The organism is Corynebacterium sp. ACRPZ (assembly GCF_022346205.1).
GTDB lineage: Bacteria > Actinomycetota > Actinomycetes > Mycobacteriales > Mycobacteriaceae > Corynebacterium > Corynebacterium lehmanniae.
Window position 1 is genome coordinate 26121 of the sequence record NZ_JAKRMR010000011.1, and the last position, 18228, is coordinate 44348.

Annotated in this window: 14 protein-coding genes; 13 read left to right on the plus strand and 1 reads right to left on the minus strand. The window is 61.8% G+C overall.

Annotated features, from left to right (window positions below; translation table 11 throughout):
* The first annotated feature begins 43 nt into the window (after positions 1-43).
* The 10 genes from MHX64_RS08425 (at position 44) to MHX64_RS08470 (ending at position 15486) form a co-directional block, all read left to right on the plus strand.
* On the plus strand, positions 44-1549 hold the full coding sequence (locus tag MHX64_RS08425; RefSeq protein WP_239357484.1) for a SpaH/EbpB family LPXTG-anchored major pilin: 1506 nt from the start codon (positions 44-46) through the stop codon (positions 1547-1549).
* Positions 1550-1665: 116 nt separating this feature from the next.
* On the plus strand, positions 1666-3087 hold the full coding sequence (locus tag MHX64_RS08430; RefSeq protein WP_239357483.1) for a hypothetical protein: 1422 nt from the start codon (positions 1666-1668) through the stop codon (positions 3085-3087).
* Complete coding sequence (locus tag MHX64_RS08435; RefSeq protein WP_239357482.1) at positions 3068-3931, plus strand: class C sortase; 864 nt, start codon at positions 3068-3070, stop codon at positions 3929-3931. The genes MHX64_RS08430 and MHX64_RS08435 overlap by 20 nt, the downstream gene beginning before the upstream one ends.
* A gap of 60 nt (positions 3932-3991) precedes the next feature.
* Positions 3992-5773 carry a metallophosphoesterase gene (locus MHX64_RS08440; RefSeq protein WP_239406328.1) on the plus strand — a complete coding sequence of 594 codons (1782 nt, stop codon included), beginning with the start codon at positions 3992-3994 and terminating at the stop codon, positions 5771-5773.
* A gap of 503 nt (positions 5774-6276) precedes the next feature.
* Positions 6277-8001, plus strand: coding sequence for a SpaH/EbpB family LPXTG-anchored major pilin (locus tag MHX64_RS08445; RefSeq protein ID WP_239306333.1), 1725 nt, complete (start codon positions 6277-6279; stop codon positions 7999-8001).
* 171 nt (positions 8002-8172) lie between these two features.
* Entirely contained in the window at positions 8173-9081 is a 909-nt protein-coding gene (locus MHX64_RS08450; protein WP_239357608.1) for a class C sortase, read from the plus strand.
* Positions 9081-10004, plus strand: a complete 924-nt coding sequence (locus MHX64_RS08455; RefSeq protein WP_181889106.1) for a prealbumin-like fold domain-containing protein — start codon at positions 9081-9083, stop codon at positions 10002-10004. The genes MHX64_RS08450 and MHX64_RS08455 overlap by 1 nt, the downstream gene beginning before the upstream one ends.
* A gap of 99 nt (positions 10005-10103) precedes the next feature.
* On the plus strand, positions 10104-13139 hold the full coding sequence (locus MHX64_RS08460; RefSeq protein WP_239357610.1) for a hypothetical protein: 3036 nt from the start codon (positions 10104-10106) through the stop codon (positions 13137-13139).
* Between the two features lie 94 nt (positions 13140-13233).
* A complete protein-coding gene (locus MHX64_RS08465; protein WP_239406329.1) occupies positions 13234-14904 on the plus strand; it encodes a metallophosphoesterase in 1671 nt (556 codons plus the stop codon).
* A gap of 72 nt (positions 14905-14976) precedes the next feature.
* Positions 14977-15486: a hypothetical protein gene (locus MHX64_RS08470; protein WP_239357104.1), complete on the plus strand. Its 510-nt coding sequence runs from the start codon at positions 14977-14979 to the stop codon at positions 15484-15486.
* 2 nt (positions 15487-15488) lie between these two features.
* Here the strand turns inward: MHX64_RS08470 and MHX64_RS08475 are convergent, their stop codons facing one another.
* Positions 15489-15812, minus strand: coding sequence for a helix-turn-helix transcriptional regulator (locus tag MHX64_RS08475; protein WP_181889102.1), 324 nt, complete (start codon positions 15810-15812; stop codon positions 15489-15491).
* Positions 15813-16056: 244 nt separating this feature from the next.
* Here MHX64_RS08475 and MHX64_RS08480 point away from each other — a divergent pair, with 244 nt between their 5' ends.
* From MHX64_RS08480 to MHX64_RS08490, 3 genes are all read left to right on the plus strand, one after another.
* Complete coding sequence (locus MHX64_RS08480; RefSeq protein WP_239357105.1) at positions 16057-16566, plus strand: hypothetical protein; 510 nt, start codon at positions 16057-16059, stop codon at positions 16564-16566.
* A gap of 83 nt (positions 16567-16649) precedes the next feature.
* The gene (locus tag MHX64_RS08485; RefSeq protein ID WP_239357106.1) at positions 16650-17327 is read left to right on the plus strand and encodes a hypothetical protein; all 678 of its coding nucleotides are present in this window, start codon (positions 16650-16652) and stop codon (positions 17325-17327) included.
* A gap of 84 nt (positions 17328-17411) precedes the next feature.
* Positions 17412-18143: a hypothetical protein gene (locus MHX64_RS08490; protein ID WP_239357107.1), complete on the plus strand. Its 732-nt coding sequence runs from the start codon at positions 17412-17414 to the stop codon at positions 18141-18143.
* Positions 18144-18228 lie beyond the last annotated feature (85 nt).

Sequence of the window (18228 nt, forward strand, 5' to 3'; positions counted from 1 at the left end):
CAACTCCACACACCCACCCACTCCCAGAAGAGGATTCTGAACCATGTCGAACCTGACCAAGAAGACCTTCGCGCTGGCCGCCGCGGCCGCGTTCGCAACCGCCACCCCGCTCGCCGTCGCCCCGGACCTCGCGCCGGTTGCCATCGCGCAGCAAGCCAACAACGCTATCGATGCGTCGAAGCCGGTGAGCCTGACCATTTCCAAGCAGGACAACACCCCGGGCCAGGACCAGAAAGCCATCTCCGGCACCGAGTTCAAGGTCGAGCGCATCAAGATGACCAACGGCCTGAACACCGCAAAGGGCTGGGAAGAGGCCAACGAGATCGTCGAAGGCGGCGCCACTGCCGCGACCGTTGATGAGACCATCGGCACCAAGGCCACCGGTTCCGACGGCACCGTCAAATTCGACAACCTCAAGGTCGGCCTGTACCGCGTCACCGAAATGACCAACGGCGACTACACCGTCGCCGCACCCTTCCTGGTCACCCTCCCGCTGACGGAGGAGGACGGCACGATCAACTACAACCCGACGATCGAGCCGAAGAACCAGCTGATCAACCCGACCAAGGCCGTCTCCGACACCAACAAGAACGTCGGCGACACCGTCACCTACACCGTCAAGGCCCCGGTCCCGGCCGGTGACGTGCTGCAGGACGGATCTCGCACCATCTCCGATTACCGCATCGAAGACCAGGTGCCCGCGGCATTCACACTTAACGACGGCTCCGCCGAGGTCACCCTCCTGAACAGCACTGAAACCCTGGCCGAGGGTGACTACACCGTCACCTACGAAAACAACCGCCTCGTGGTGAAGTTCACTGACGCTGGCCGCACGAAGTTGGCGAACCTGCGCAAGGACAACCCGGAGCTGCAGGTCCAGGTTGTCTTCGGCGCCACCGTGAAGACGATCCCTGCGAACGGCACCGTGGTCAACACCGCCGAGGTGTATGTGCCCAACCGCGATGGGTCGATCAAGTCCGTGCCGGAGCGGGACATCATCGACGGCAACAAGTCGAACTCCGACGAAAACAAAGAGAAGAACGACACGAAGACCCAGTACGTGAACGTGGTGTTCTCCAAGACCGTCAACGACAAGAACAAGGACAACGAGAAGACCGGCGCCGGTGCCGAGTTCCAGGTTGTGCCTTGCCAAGACGGCAAGGTCTCTAATGATGCCGTGGCGCTCAACGCTGCGAACGAGGCCGGTAACTCCCAGGCCGGCAACACCTTCACCACTGTCGGCGGCGACGACTCCACCCCGGCGTCCGTGACTGCGTTTGCGCTCCAGTTCGACCCGGAGACCGAGTACTGCGCCGTGGAAACCAAGGCGCCTGAGGGCTTCCTGCTCAACCCGGAGCCGCAGAAGCTCGTCAAGGGCAAAGATGTGAACGGTCGTCCGGTGTACACCGTGACCACCAACGACGTGACGGACAACATCTGGGGCCGCCTGCCCGCGACCGGTGAGCGCACCATGCTCTACATCCTCGCGCTCGGCCTCGTGCTGTTCGGTGGTGGCGCTGCGTACCAGCTGAGCCGCCGCAACGCTTAAACCGCGCAGATGGTGAAACACCGATGGTGAATATGCCCGGCGAAGGCGCATTTTCACCATCTGCCATTCACCATCTGTGGCCCACGCAAGCCCCCACCACGACAAGGAAGGACACCATGCACTCACGCAGGGCACCCAGGCTTGCCGTCGCGCTCGCCGCTGCCTTCCTTGCCTGCGCGCCCGCCGCATCCGCCGCCGACCTCCGGGTCGATCTCCGCGAAAGCGTCGGCGCGGACTGGTTCGCGCGCATCGGGGACCGCGACGTCGAGCTCTTGCTTATCGACGACCTCCGGCCCACCCCCGAAACCCTCCAATCCCTGGACATCCCGGCGATCGCACGCGACCACCCCGACCGCCTGCGCAAGGTGGACACCAAAGCGTCGGAAGATGGCACCGCCACATTCACGGGCCTTGGCACCGGCGTGTACCTGGTGCGGGTGGCGGACAACCCCGGCACGCATGACGCGCGCGTGTCCTACGCCCCATTCGTGGTGGCGGTGACCCCTGACAAGCCGGCGCAGGTGGTGGCCCCGAAGGCACAAGAACTGGGGATCAGCGTGGGCCCGCTGACGGCGTGCAACACCCCGGAATGGAAAGATGCCGCAGCGCCGGGCACCTACGTGGAGTACGATTTCGTCTCCACCGTGCCGAACCTCTCCACCGACGGCACGTTGAACCAGTACGCGCTGACCTTGGAGTTTTCGCGCGGCCACACCGTGCAGTGGGACAACGGCGGTCCGCGCAGCGTGGTGGCGCGAGGCGACCACGTGCTGCACTTCGACGCAGCGGCGGCGACCACCTCCAAGCAGATGCCTGGCGCGGCGCGCAAGGACCAGCCGGTAAACAAGCTCCAAGCCCCGCGTCTGACCATTCACGGCGCGGGTAAGAGCACCGAGCTGAAACGCGGCGAGGACTACAACGAGCAACAGCAGGGCAACGACGAGGCGACCTTCACGCTCACCAGCGCGGGCCTGGCTAAGCTCGCCCGCGCGAAGTCGGCGGACCCCGCCACCACGGTGGAAACTTGGGTGCCGGCGAAGGCGAACGAGAAGAAGCCCTGGGGCAGTGGACCGGTACGCAACGCCACGCTCGGGGACCTCGCAGCCGCCGCGACGCTAACGGCAGACGGCATGGACGCCACCCGCGCGCCTGTCACCGTCGAGCACGTCAACCACATCAACGTGGTCCAGCGCGCCAGGTGCTTCGACGCTGCCGCCGCAACGACCACCGCCACCGACAGCGACCAGCGAAGCACCGAAACCGAGACCGAAACCGCAACTCAGACCAGCGCGGCCCCCTCCGACGCCACCGTCACCGAGGTGGTCACTCGAGAGACCACGCGGGCGGACGGTTCCACGGCCACTGTGACTGAAACCGTGGTGAGGGAAGGTGAGGGGGACGGGACGCCGTCGATAGGCGAGCGTGTCGGCAACCTCGCATCCACCGGCGCGGGCGTCATCGGCATCACTGGCGTGGCGGTGCTGTTGATCATCCTCGGACTGATTCTGCGCAGGCGCAATGACGACGAAGAAGAGTAAGCGCCGCAGCAATCTTTTCTCCTGGATCGTGCTGATCTTGGGGGCGTTGCTGTTGCTGTACCCGATCGCGTCCACGCTGTCCGCGCAGTACCGGCAGATCAAGCAGAACGAAGAGTACGCGGGCGCGGTGCAGGAGCTCAGCGACGACACCAAGGCCCGCGAGCTCGCCCGCGCACACGAGTACAACGACCGGTTGCTGGCTGCTGGCCCCCACGCGCGCGCCCCGCGTGACGAGGACCCCGGCTTCGACGACTACATGTCCCAGCTGACCCTGCCGGAGAGCTACCACGTGATGGCGCGCGTGCGTATCCCGCGCATCAACGTGGACCTGCCCGTGTACCACACCACCAGGCCGGACGTGCTTTACGACGGCGCCGGCCACATGTACGGCTCCACCCTGCCCGTCGGCGGCGACGGCACCAACGCGGTGATCTCCGCGCACACCGGCATGGTGAATGCGGCGATGTTTGACCAGCTGCCCATGCTCAAGCCTGGCGACGACATCTTCATCGACGTCATGGGTGAGCGGCTGCGCTACCGCATGACCTCGCGCGACGTGGTCAAGCCCGACGACTACGACGCAGTGACCTACGAGCCGGGCAACGACAAGATCACACTGATCACCTGTACCCCGTACGGGCTGAACACGGACCGTCTGTTGGTGCACGCCGAGCGCGCGCCCCTGGACCCGGGCACCCCTGAGCCGACCGTGGACGCCTTCGTATGGTCCTGGTGGATGATCGCGGTGCTCGTGCTCATCCTACTGGTGCTCCTGCTGATCCTGTGGAAACGCTGGCGGGACCGGCGGAAGAAGCGGCGCGGACGCGGCCCGATCGGTAGCTAGGCAGCAGCGCGGTTCGAGTTCGCACTGCGGGACCTCTCAGATGGCGCTACTTTTTGACGCATGATGTCCCGCCGCGCACTCGCCGCCACCACCGCTGCCGTTTTCACCGCCACCACCGCCGTTCCCGCCGACGCCGTCCAGCCGGAGGCGTTCCCCGAATCCACCCGCTCGTACCTGTACTTCGAAAGCTTCGACGGGGTGGACAACCCCGCCCACTTCACGCACGATCTGCCGGAAGGCTGGTCGCAGGACGTCGACGGGGTGACTTCCGGAGAGGCCCGCTGGAACGGCTGGACCGTCTCGGATGTGCGCCACTGGACCTGGGCCGCCGGCACCGACGAGCGCCACTTTTTCACCCAGGGGCACGACCAGTTCGCCATCATCGATTCGAAGCAGCAGCGCCTTGCCGAGCGCGACTCCATGGACGCGCGCATGACCACCGAGCCGATCGACATCGCCGGCCAGAGCAAGGTCGCGCTCGAGTTCGACCAGCACTACCGGCAGGGCAAGAAGGGGCAAACCGCGCTGGTTGCGGTGGGTTTCGATGGTGGGAAACCGGAGGTCGTCGATAGGCTAACTAGCGATCGCTACTCCTCCCACGAGTACTTCGAGCTCGACGTGCCGGAAGGTGCGAAGACAATGCAGGTGACGTTTAGCTACCTCGGGGGCAACGACGACTACTGGTGGGCAGTGGACAACGTCGCGGTGCGCGCGCCGTTTACCCAGGCCGCGGAGAAGCCGAACACCGTCATCGACGTCATCTCCGATACGCAGGACGACCCGGAGGACTTCAAGCTGGCCGTCCGGCGCCTCAACGCTATGCCGGAGAAGGCGAGCGCGCTGGTGATCAACGGCGACTTGGTGGATAACGGCAGCCAGGAGCAGTGGGACAAGTTCCTCGCCGCGCGCAAGGAGGTCCCGCATGATTCGGGTGTGGAGCTGTGGACCATTGGCAACCACGAGATGTACGGCAAGGAATCCTCGGAGGTGCACATGCAGCGCTTCCTCAAATACTCCGGGCAGGACAAGCCGTGGAACGAGGTGGTGGTGGACGGCACCCCGCTGATCAGCATTAACACGGAGTACTACTCCGACATCGACCGCGGAGGCAAGGAGCCGTTCCAGCGCATCTCCGCCGAGCAGCTGAAGTGGCTGGACGAGCGCCTCGCGCACTGGGACGCGCAGGGCGTGACCGCGCTGGTGTTCACGCACCCGCTGCTGCCTGGGACGGTGTCGATGAGCCATTCCGCCTGGTACCAGAACGATTTCGAGGATGAGCAGGCAATCTCGGATGTGCTGTCGAAGTACAACGACATCGTCGCGTTCACCAGCCACTCGCACTCCTCGCTGAAGCAGAACAACTGGTGGGGCACCAGGCGTTACGACGGCACCCCGCAAGGCGCCATCGGCTTCCCCGTGGTTAACACCGGCGCGATCTTGAACGAGTACCTGCCGGACGGCGACCACGACGAGGAGATCGTGGACGACAAGGCCGCCACCGGCCTGCGCGTGAAGGTCTACGACGACCGCATCCGCGTCGAGGCCTGGGACTTCAAGGACGGCCATGGCCTGGCCAACCCCAACGGCGAGGCGAAGATGATTAAGTACCAGGACTTTTCCAAGCAAAAGCGCGTGGCGGCGCCCGCGGTCGACGCCCCGGCCAAGCCCAACCCGGATACGCCCACGGATACCGCTGGCGGTTCCTCCACCGGCGAGAAGATCGCGGTAGCTATTGGCATTCTCGCCGCGATTGGCGGGGCGTTTGCGGTGCTTGCGCCGCGTGTGCATGAAGTATTGGGTGGCCTCGGCCTGCCGGCAGTGCCTTTGGAGCTGATCCGCTGATCCACTGGCCCGACGGCGATAAACGGCATCTTGCAAGTCACATTTCGGGCGGGGCAGCGGCCGCAGGCATGCCCCTGTCGATTGTGCCCAGGGACATTGATCGGATGGGTGGTTAACCCGCTGATAGCGGTGCACCCCCGTGCTGTACCCCCTTCGGACTCTGATTACTGAGAGAACCTCACTTTTTGACGCATTCATGCTTCCTGATTACGGCAGTACAGCTGGCAAGTGTGGGAAAAACCTAGAGGTAGACGCGAAGTAACATTGGGCTAACACCCTTTCGAGCGTAGGTATACCTGACCTGATGTTTCTCAGCGCTTTACGGTTTTGACAGCTCGCGTGAAGCGAGTATGGACACCGATTTACGGTTCCGTTATGGTCAGCGTTGGCGCCCAAGCTGGGCCCAGAGGTGGCGTGGACGAGTTTGTCGTCTCCCAGCTCAACCTCCCATCGCTGACCGCTACTCGGGCCCAGCGAATTTCGATTCTCCGAAAGGATTTTCCATGGCAATTGCCATCAAGAAGACCGCCGCGATCGCCATCGCCGCGGGCCTGACTTTCGCCGGCTCCGCTGGTATCGCCGCGCAGGACGCGCTGGCGCAGACCACTAACACCGTTGCACCGACGCCGCGTGCGACCGAGCAGCTCGCCGCATCCTCCACCATTCCGGAGGGTGACAACTTCTCCCTCGTGGTTAACAAACGCTACAACCCGACCGAGCTGCGCATCGGCACCGGCCAGGCTGACGACGGCATTTCCGGCGAGGCGCTTCAGGGCGCGAAGTTCCAGGTGGAGAAGCTCCAGGGCGACATCCGCGACCAGGCGGAGTTCAACCGTCTGGCGAAGCTGACCCAGGAATACAACAAGGCCGGCGTCGCAGAGAAGCCGGAGATCACCAAGGATACCGGGTTCACCGCTCAAAAGATCGCTACCGACAGCAACGGCCAGGCAACCTTCTCTAACCTGCCTGCTGGCGTATACCTCGTCACCGAGACCGAGTGGGAGAATGCACGCCCGGCCGAGGCTGGCTACGAGTCGAACGGTACGGAGACTCTCGTCCCGGCCGACCCGTTCATCGTGTTCCTGCCGATGACCAACCCGGCTGGTGACGGCTGGATCTCAAACGTCAACGTGTATCCGAAGAACTCCTTCGCACGCGTTGAGAAGGCAGTTGAAGATGAGGGCAAGCACGTCCTCAACGAGGATCAGGTGACTTACACCCTCACCGGTATCGTTCCGTCCGCCCAGGAGGGCAAGAAGCTCGACTGGTTCGGCCTGCGCGATGCTTACAACAACACCGAGATCAAGCCGGACTACGAGAACCTGGCGGTCAAGGTCATCAGCGTCGACGGTGCCGAGAAGGACCTGACCAAGGGCACCGATTTCGCTGTTGGCGCGGATGAGGGCTACGCCTCCGTCGCGGACGAGAACCTCGCCGATGGCGCGAACGCTGGTTTCTTCGTCGGTGTGGATCCGTCCGTGCTCAAGCCGGGCGACCGCGTGATCGCAACCGTGACCGCGGACCTGCTCGATGGCGCGAACGCCGACCAGAAAGTGGAGAACTCCGTTCGCGAGTACTTCCGTCACTCCACCGACGACAGCAACTTCTCCGAGGTTCCGCCGGAGACCCCGCCGAACACCCCGCCGGGCGACACCCCGCCGAACGAGACCCCGAACGACAAGGTCGTTTCCTACTTCGGCAACATCCAGGTGTTCAAGACCGGTGAGGAAGACGGCAAGCGCACCGCGCTCGCGGGAGCGAAGTTCGAGGTGGGCAAGTGCAACGCTGAAGGCACCGCAATTGACGGCGACGCAATCGCCAATGGCGAAACCGATGAAAACGGCACCCTCACCTTCGAGGGCCTGCACGTCACCGACTACGCCGACGACGCTGTGGTTGAAAACCCGGGCAAGTACTGCCTGCGTGAGACCGCCGCGCCGGCCGGATACACCTTCGACAAGGATGCTGTCTACCCGCTCGAGCTGACGCGCGAGACCAAGAACGGCCGTCAGCCGGCGAACTTCCTCACCACCACCAACGCGAAGTCCGCGAACTTCGAGGCTGCTGGCGACAAGATTGCGAACGGCGTTGCGGTGAACAACCTCAAGAACAGCGTCCCGTTCCTGCCGAACACCGGTGGCATGGGTGTGCTGATCATGGCCCTGGCTGGTCTGACCATCATCGGCGGCGGTGTCTACGCGGCACGTCGCAACTCCCAGTCCGCATAAGCGAAAGCGCGGACCTAGGTCTAGCGGCTGATAACAAACGCTAGGCCGGGAAGCGCCCCGGCGAAACAACCGGGGCGCGCACGCCCGCCGGCAGGAGGGCGAAAAATTCCTGCCCCAGTTTGAAACCGGAGGTCGTCGATAGGCGACGGCCCCACAGAGAGGACACGACAGGTGACTACCGCAGTGAAGGCGAAGCACCGGCAACAGCCGGCGCAGAAGTCCTTTTTCCAGCGTGTCGGCCTGCCTGTCCTCATCATTCTTGTCGGGCTACTTGTGCTCATGTACCCGGTGATTTCCACGCAGTGGAACAACCGCGTGCAAGAGCAGGTGGCCAAACAGTACGAGGATCAGCTGTCGGTCGCGCCGCCGGAGCAGGTGAACCGGGCGTACGACGCGGCGGTGGAGTACAACCGCACGCACACCGATGGCCCGATCCTGGATCCGTGGCTGGCGCGCATCAGCGAGGACAACGCCGAGTACAAGGAGTACGAGCGTCACCTCGCGGGTGTGTCCGCGATGTCGCAGCTGGCGATTCCGTCCATTGACGTGCGCCTGCCCGTCTACCACGGCACCAGCGACAACACGCTGCAGAAGGGCCTCGGCCACCTGTACGGCTCGGCGCTGCCCACCGGCGGCGAGGGTTTCCACTCGGTGATCACCGGCCACACCGGGCTGACTACGGCAACGCTTTTCGACGACCTCGTGGACGTCAAGGAAGGCGACGCCATTTACGTGTCCACCTTTGGCAAGCGTCTGAAGTACCAGGTGTACAAGACCGAGGTCGTACTGCCGGACGAGACCGACAGCCTACGCGCGGAAGCGGGCCGCGACCTGCTCACGCTGGTCACCTGCACCCCGTACGGCATCAACACCCACCGTCTGCTGGTGCACGCCGAGCGCGTGCCGCTGGATCCGGACGAAGCCAAGGTGCTCGACGAGTCCACCTCCACCGTCCAGTGGTGGATGTGGGTGCTCGGCGCCGTGGCGCTCGCTGTCCTGCTGGCGCTGATCTGGTGGATCATCCGCGAGAAGAAGAAAAGCGACCGCAAGGACGCCATGACTAGAGAGGTTCTGTCCTAATGCGCACTTCGAAGTTTGTGGCGGCGCTCGGCGCGGCGTCAGTCCTTGCGTGCGGGTTCTTCGGCCCCGCTGCCGATGCGAAGGTGATCAGCGGCAACGACCGCGACATCCCCGCAGCGAGCGTGGACACCACCCAGCCGATCTCGTTGGTGGTGAAGAAAGCAGCGACGAACCCGTACGACGATGTGCCGGCAGGGGAGAAGCCGCCGGCCATCGCCGGTGCGACGTTCAAGTTGTCGTTGGTCAAGGGCGTGGATGTCACCACGGATGAAGGGCGCGCGGGTGCCAAGAAGCTTTCGCTTGACGACGCTAAAGCCAAAGGCCTCACCCCAATCGCCACCACGCAGACGAGCGAGAAGGGTGCAGCCGGCTTCGACAACCTGAAGCCCGGGCTTTACCTGCTGGAGGAAGACGCCCCGGACGACGGGCACGAGTACCACGTGTCCAGCCCACAGCTGATCATCCTCCCGCTCGGTGACGTGCGTGGCACCCAGTTCAAGTATGAGAACGTGGTGGTGACCAAGTGGGACGGCAGCGACGGTGGCGAGCCGCCGACCTCTACCCCGACGCCGTCACCATCGACGTCGACGACGACGGAGCGCACGACCGAGAACACCACGGAGAAGACCACCGAGACCTCCACAGAGCGCACCACGGAGTTCACCCCGGTCGAGTCCACGATCACCTCCACCATGCCTAACGGCTCGACCACGGTGATCACCACCCGGCCGTCGACGTACGTGACCACCCAGCCGAACGGTTCTGTCACCACGGTGACGCAGCCGCCGGCGGATAAGGAACGCAGCGGCGACCTGGCCTACACCGGCGCGAATGTCCTGTGGGCGGCGGGCCTGGGCGGCCTGCTGATCCTGGTCGGGTTCTTCCTGGCCCGAGGCAGCAAAAACGAAGAGCAATCACGGTAAGACAGCGGATTTAGGAAAACGATTATGCGAAACATCTTGAAGCCTGCAGCGCGAACTGCTAGCTCGCGCACGCGTCGCTCGCTCCGTGGCATCGCTGCCGTGGTTGCCTCCGTGGCGCTTGCCGCTGGTCTGGGTTCGTACCCGGTGGACGCGCAGGAGACCAGCGCCGAAACCACGACGAGTGCGACGGCCGAGACCGTAGCTTCCACGACGACTACGGCGGAGACGCCTACTTCTGCTCAAGCGTCTTCCGAGGCGCCTAAGCCGGTCGTGGTCGAGCCGAACTCTGTGACGGTCGAGCGCGACGGCGATGTTGACCACATCACCATCCGCGACACCGACGACAACCCGTGGGACTCCGGGCGCAAGGCGTCTGACGAGTACATCTGGGGTGTGAAGCGCATTGGCGACGGCGATATCACCCGCATTGTGAAGGTTGTCGCTGACGGCGAGGAGCTGGACCCGCAGTACTTCGGCTACGTCAACGGCGAGGGCTTCGACGTCATCGGCATCGACGAGGACGCCTTCTGGACGATTCCGCCGATGAAGCTCGAGATCGAGGTCGAAACCACCGAGGCCGGCGAGTACGCGATTGCGGAACCGGATGAGGTTCCGACGGCACGCGAACTTTCGGAGACCGGGTACGGACGCATCGACCAAGCCGCCGCCACCGTGAATCCGGAGGGCGCGGGGATGGCGCGTGCGAGCGTTAGCGGCTATTCGGACTCTTCGCTTGACGTCGAGAATCTGCAAGTGACTTTCCCGAATTCGAATCCGCATCTCGAGTTCACCATTGATGAAAGTACGCGAAATTACAGAATAACCAGGGTAAGGGTGAGCAAGAAGAAAGATAATTCAGACACCGTTGACATTGCTGGCCCTCTCCGGATGAGTGTCGTCAGGGATGGAAAGCTTATCTATTCCCGAACGCTTGATAAGGCCAATTTAGATTTCAGGCGTCTTAACTCTGCCAACAAGTCGTACGAGACTGAGTTTGAGTTGGTGCCTAACTATGAAGACGTCGTGTTGAGCTCCGGGGACGTTGTGCAACTCGATCTTTCAGGACCTGGAAAGGGGACCTACGATGTACGAATGTGGGGCAACCAAGTGTACTACAAGTGCCCTGCAGAAAGTTTCGTGAACGACCCGAAACCAGCTCGAACGTTGACGCCCGAGGAGCAGGCGGGAACTCGCATCTACGTTTCTACGTCGGAAGATGCTAACGGAGGGACAACTGATCGTGGGAAAATGGTCCGAACTGTACTAAACCTTGAGAAGCAGGGATCCGATAAATTCCAGCAGTTGGGTAAGAGCGAGTGGATCTACAACGCGCTGGCCTATAACCCCGCGGATAACTGGCTTTATGCGGTCAGTCAGTACCGGGGAGCCGACAAAGATTGCTTCCCCGCTGCACACCTTCTTCAAATCAACCCGCTGTCGGGTGCAGTGACCAATCTAGGTCCCTTGACCGGAGTGACTCTTCCGAATGAAGGCGCGACCAAGAATAACGACGCAGAACTTCTGAACTCCGGTGTCATCTATAACGGCTATCTGTACGTATCAAACTCCGCAACTTCGGGTACTAGACAGCTCTACAGAGTCGCCCTGCCCGACAACCAGAAATTTTCTACGGGGCTACCCCCGGTGGAAAAGATGACCAACAATGGCAATGCAGTGCTAGCCCTTTCCGAGGACTATGCCCAGCTTGCATCCGCGCCAAATTATGCCTGGGGTCTAGTCAGTACGGGCGCGTACAACGCCAAACCCGGACTTAGCCTTCCTAACGGGGTTCCCGTTATGGAGCGAATCAATCTAGATACAGGTGAAATTGATTACTATGAAGTGAAGGGTGAGCGTGCAGAGGCTCTCAATGGAGAGAAACTTAAGGTTCAAACCACCTGGGGAAAAGCTTGGACATACGGAAACGGTAATCTAGGTTTCGGTGTGGGTGGAAAAAGCAACAGCTCCGTCAAAACCGTTCAGATTAGTATTCAGTACCCCGATAATCCGGTTATCCGAGTCGAACAGCTTCTCGATGAAGCCCCATTTTCGTATAACACTGATGCGGCAAGTAACGGCCTGCAGTACCCCACGCCTGAAAGCGATCTGTCTGTGAGGAAAGTGCGACTTTCACCAGATGACCCAGAGACGGCTCAAGATTACGCGCAATTGAGTAACCTGCCGGACGCTGAAAAGTACAGCGACATTTGGCGTATTGAGGTTAGAAATGGTCGCACATACAATTCGGGATCTACACTCATCGAGAACCTACCCGAGGTGTACGAGCCGGGAACGTTTGGCCTGGTCGGAACGGCGGCGTCCGAAGGGCAAAGCCAAAACATCAGAAACCCGAAATCTTACAGAAAGTATGCAGGCGAAGGCTACGTATTCCAGATCGGTTTGCCGGAAATGCAGCCAAATGCGTGGTTGAGGCTGTACGTGCGAGCAAACTCAACGACGGGCAAATGTGGCCCGAATCTCGCGGAAATTGTGAATAACGACAAGGATTCGAACCCGGGGAACAACTCTTCGGAAGCAGCTTGCCCTAAGCCGGAACCTGAAAAGGTCGCTTTTGAAATCAAGAAAGTCGATTCAGGCGGAGGTCAAGTGCCTTTAAACGGTGCGGAGTTTGTGCTGTTTGACGTTACAGCCGACAATAATGGAGTTCTAGATGAAAACGAAATGAATTGGGACCGCTCAACGTGGCAATCCGACCCCAATGTATTTATTTTCGAAGACAGTGCTTCAGGAATCTATAAGGCAGTGGATGGGTTGGAGATCGGAAGGATTTACCGTCTGTTCGAGACCCGATCCCCGTTAGCCGCCGACGGCTCTAGGTATAGCCTTCTGACCGCGCCCATAGTCTTCCGCATTAGTGCAGCGGAGGATGGTAAATCCGTCGAGTTTCTCGAGGACAGGAACGGCATTGAATCCTGGTCGTCTACTCCACCGATCGCGGTCCCTTCAGTGAAGATTGACGGACTTTCAGCATCGATGGAACTTGCCAACGTTAGGCAAGGAAATCTCCCTGCCACGGGCGGGCACGGGGTCGGCGCTCACGCGCTATTCGGCGCGATTCTCCTGTTGATCGGTGCGATTGTGGCAAGGAGAAACTCTCTAGCGCGCCTGACGTAACCCACCGACAGTATTCAAACCCAGTGCCCACATGGCGAGCAGCTCGTTGCGCCTTCTGTCGTGCTCGGGTTCAATCGATTGGCGCCGTCTTCCTGTGGCGCCCCGCTTCACTTATTTCCAGAGCTTCGACGGGGTGGACAACCCCGCCCACTTCACGCACGATCTGCCGGACGGCTGGTCGCAGGACGTCGACGGGGTGACTTCCGGAGAGGCCCGCTGGAACGGCTGGACCGTCTCGGATGTGCGCCACTGGACCTGGGCCGCCGGCACCGACGAGCGCCACTTTTTCACCCAGGGGCACGACCAGTTCGCCATCATCGATTCGAAGCAGCAGCGCCTTGCCGAGCGCGACTCCATGGACGCGCGCATGACCACCGAGCCGATCGACATCGCCGGCCAGAGCAAGGTCGCCCTCGAGTTCGACCAGCACTACCGGCAGGGCAAGAAGGGGCAAACCGCGCTGGTTGCGGTGGGTTTCGATGGTGGGAAACCGGAGGTCGTCGATAGGCTAACTAGCGATCGCTACTCCTCCCACGAGTACTTCGAGCTCGACGTGCCGGAAGGTGCGAAGACAATGCAGGTGACGTTTAGCTACCTCGGGGGCAACGACGACTACTGGTGGGCAGTGGACAACGTCGCGGTGCGCGCGCCGTTTACCCAGGCCGCGGAGAAGCCGAACACCGTCATCGACGTCATCTCCGATACGCAGGACGACCCGGAGGACTTCAAGCTGGCCGTCCGGCGCCTCAACGCTATGCCGGAGAAGGCGAGCGCGCTGGTGATCAACGGCGACTTGGTGGATAACGGCAGCCAGGAGCAGTGGGACAAGTTTCTCGCCGCGCGCAAGGAGGTCCCGCATGATTCGGGTGTGGAGCTGTGGACCATTGGCAACCACGAGATGTACGGCAAGGAATCCTCGGAGGTGCACATGCAGCGCTTCCTCAAATACTCCGGGCAGGACAAGCCGTGGAACGAGGTGGTGGTGGACGGCACCCCGCTGATCAGCATTAACACGGAGTACTACTCGGACGTCGACCGCGACGGTAAGGAGCCGTTTCAGCGCATCTCCGCCGAGCAGCTGAAGTGGCTGGACCAGCGCCTCGCGCACTGGGATAAGCAGGGCGTGACCGCGCTGGTGTTCACGCACCCGCTGCTGCCTGGGACGGTGTCGATGAGCCATTCCGCCTGGTACCAGAACGATTTCGAGGACGAGCAGGCAATCTCGGATGTGCTGTCCAAGTACAACGACATCGTCGCGTTCACCAGCCACTCGCACTCCTCGCTGAAGCAGAACAACTGGTGGGGCACCAGGCGTTACGACGGCACCCCGCAAGGCGCCATCGGCTTCCCCGTGGTTAACACCGGCGCGATCTTGAACGAGTACCTGCCGGACGGCGACCACGACGAGGAGATCGTGGACGACAAGGCCGCCACCGGCCTGCGCGTGAAGGTCTACGACGACCGCATCCGCGTCGAGGCCTGGGACTTCAAGGACGGCCATGGCCTGGCCAACCCCGACGGCGAGGCGAAGATGATCAAGTACCAGGACTTTGCAAAGCAGCACCGCCTATCGACGCCTCCGGTACAGCCCCCGGCAGAGCCCACCCCGGAGACAGATGCTGATTCCGTTTCGGCGGAGGGATCCTCTGCTGGCGCGAAAGCCGCCCTGGTCATCGGCATCGTCGCGGCGCTTGGTGGGGCCTTCGCGTTCATCGCCTCGCAGTTTGGCGACCAGCTGCGCGGGTTGCTCCCGGGGCTCCGGTAGCGCTGAGGGGAACACTCGGCTGCGCGTCGACGCAGCGTTTGTTAAAGTTTGCCCCAACATCAAGGGGGAATGGTGGGGAAACGTAAACGGTTGAAATCGCGCGAAAGGGCTACACCGCGGCTTTCGTCCGACGCATCGCACTCGGTTGAGTTCTTCATGCGTCCTGATGATGGTGCAGTGCCGTCTCTTGAAACCTTTGCCGCGTGGCCAAATAAAGCAGCGAGGAAGCTCTTACCTGTCCTCGCTGCTGTAGCAGAGGCTCCTCCGAAAAAGTTCGCTGGTGGTGGTAAGTGGGAAGCAATGCATGGCACCTGCACTGGGATGTATGAGGTGAGGGCGAGGATCGACGGCGTGCACTACCGCCTGTTCTGCGTGCTCGATGTTCTTGCGGAGAACGTGGACCGGCCACTGTTAACCGTCATCGACGCAGATTCGAAGCCGAATGGCGAGGTATTCGCGGAGAGCCGTTATGTGGAATTAAGTGAGCTTCGAGACGAGTACTTCAGGCCCGACGAAAACGGTCGGCCAGTTCGGTCTCTTGCCCCGGCTAGCCTGGTTGCGAGTTATATTGCTCGGACGTGAACCTACGAATGTGTTTCCAAGCGTTCAGCATCAGGCTCTAGCGTGAGACGTAGATTTACAGATGCTGCCAAATCTGCGAGCGTGCCAACAGTTGGATTCACTTCACGCCCAGACGAGGTAAGCAACCGGCGAACGGAAGAGTAGGGGATGCCGGAATCTTGAGCCATGCGCTTTTTGGTGAGCCCCAGATTTTCGCGGTGCTCCTCAATCGTGTTGACGATCCGGTCGTAGGTTTGGATCCGTTTCAGCTCACGCTCATAGACTTCAGCGAACGCTGGGTCCTTCTCTGTTTGTGCCCGCAGCAGTGCGTTGAATGTATCGCTCACAGGACTCCCCCTTCTTGTCACGGTTTGTATCATTTATGGTACAGAAGTTGACCGCCTGGGGCAACGGCTAGCATGCTTCGGGCCGGCACTGACGCGCCCGCGCTCGAGCCTCCCACCGCCGAAGCCCCGCGCCGGACCGCTTGATTCCGCGGTGGGTGCAGCAGTAGGGGACTAGAAAGACGCAGCTCAAGCGTTTAAGCTGAGTTCCACTTGAGCCGAGAGGCCAGAAAGGAGGGCAAGCGAGATGAGGGTTACGTTAGCGCAGGCTGCCGACTACTTTCGCTCTGATTTCGATGAGATCGCGCGTGTCGTTGAAAGCGGTTGCGTGGCTCTGGATGAGCAGGGGACTGTCAATCTCATGCTTGCCCAAGCGTTGGCGCGCTATGTGTCCGACGAGTTTGTTGAGTTTTTCGGTACGGATCAGGCTTTCGTTGCTCGGGATATCGGCTTTGTTGAAGCGGAGTACTTCAACCACGCTGATCGGCTGCTCCCGGCTGAACTCGGACTGTTGGATGCCAGTGCGTTGGGGCTTGCCCCAGGGGGTCGGAGGTACGTTCAGGCAGCTGGTTTGAGGGACCTCATCAACGCAGGAATTTTAGGGCTGAGCGATCAGACATCGCGCGTAGGTGTCCTCGTCAGAGAGCCAGATTGCTCAGAAAAGCAAGCGCTCGCAGATGCCTACATGCTTGGGGGAGCACGTGTGCAAGGTGCAGTCCGGACATACATCAGAGAGAACGCGGCGAGCGCGGCATAGGCATGGTGGGCGGCGTGTACCCCGGGCTACACCAGGTCGCAGCTGTGTTGGATGGTGAGGACTGGTTGCTCGTAGGTGGGGCAATGACCCAGCTGCATTGCACCTTAAATGATGTTGGCTACGGAAGATCCACGGAAGACGTGGACGTCGTCGTTGATCCGATGAACCATTCGACGCTGGTCGGCGTGGCGGAAGCGCTGGAGAAGGGAGGGTACGAGCAAATCACGCCACTGAGGCGGGAAGGGTTTCTCCACCAGTTTCGTCACCAAGAGGGGCCCCAAGTGGACGTGATGGGAATCGACAGCGACCGCACGCCCGACCGATGGCGTGGATACAACGTTGTGAAATGCCCTGGTTCCAAGTCAGCGCTCGGGCGACTTGCAAGCGGCACGCCGAAAGACGTGCTTGAGGTTCCGGTCAGCGCGGCACATACGGTCAGGTTGCCTAACGCCTGGTCCGCCCTTGCGATGAAGGGCCATGCCCTGCGGCTCCCCGATGCGAACCGGGAGCGTCATGTCCAAGATGCGCTCGCCTTACTCGCGTGCGCGGATAGAACTGAGGCGAAACGAGAGCTGACAAAGTCTGAACGCGCTGGGGTAAACAAGATCCTCTCCAGCTCGTACCTGTCCGAGGTTGAAAATTGGATGCCCCTTGATCAGACGCATTGGGGCGAGGCGCTGCAAGAGATGAGACGTTTACGGCCCCAGGGGGTCATCCCGGTACCACCGCCGCTCCAGACCGAGATGCCACTTGGACGATAAAAAGAACACAACCGCCCTAGGTTTCCGGCCTCTCATCCCGCGCACTACGATCGCACCCACACCGAACCGGGAAGGAGGCCTGTCATGGCGGCTCGCCATTCCCACGCGTCACGGCGCGGCAGGTCCGTGATTGGACCTTTGGTCGTCGTCACGCTGCTGGCCCTCGTCTACCTGTGGTGGACCGGCAACGACCAGCCGGCCGACGAACCCGCGCCCGAGCCGCCCGCCGCCGAGGCCCCCGCGCCGGCGCCGCAGCAGGAGGCGCCGTACATCGCGGACAGTCGCCCGCTGGAGATGTACATTCCCGCAATTGGCCTGGTCGCGGACTTCGAGCCGAATGATTGTCGCGCGCACGACGGCACCATCGACCCGGCCACGCTCGACCTCGCGTGCGCGTACACCTCACCCGACCGCCCGTACGCGCTGCCGGGCTCGCAGGCCGAGGACATTGTGGTCATCGCGGGTCACACAGGTTCCGGGGTGGAGGCAGTCTTCGACAAGCTTTACGACGGCTCCGCCGACCACCACACCGTCCGCGCCGGCGATGTGCTGTACCTGCGCACCGAGGCCTCCGGCGAGGCGTGGCTGAAGTACACGGCGACGGACTTTCACGATCCGGTGAAAGCGTCACTAAGCAGCGATACCTCCATCTGGGGTGACGGCCCCACCCCTGGCAGGTTGCTGACAATCAGTTGCATCCAGCCGCCGTTCTACCAGCAGTCGGTGCGAAATGCGGTTGTGGGCTGGCAGTTTGCAGGTGTCGCCGGGCCTATCGACGGTTCCGCTGAACCCGCCCCCTCTATCCCTCGGGGATAGCTTTTGGGCCCCGCCGTGCGGGTATTTTGTACCGTTCTGACAGGGTGTGTGGAGGGTCCGGTTGTAACGTAACCGCGCCACCTGG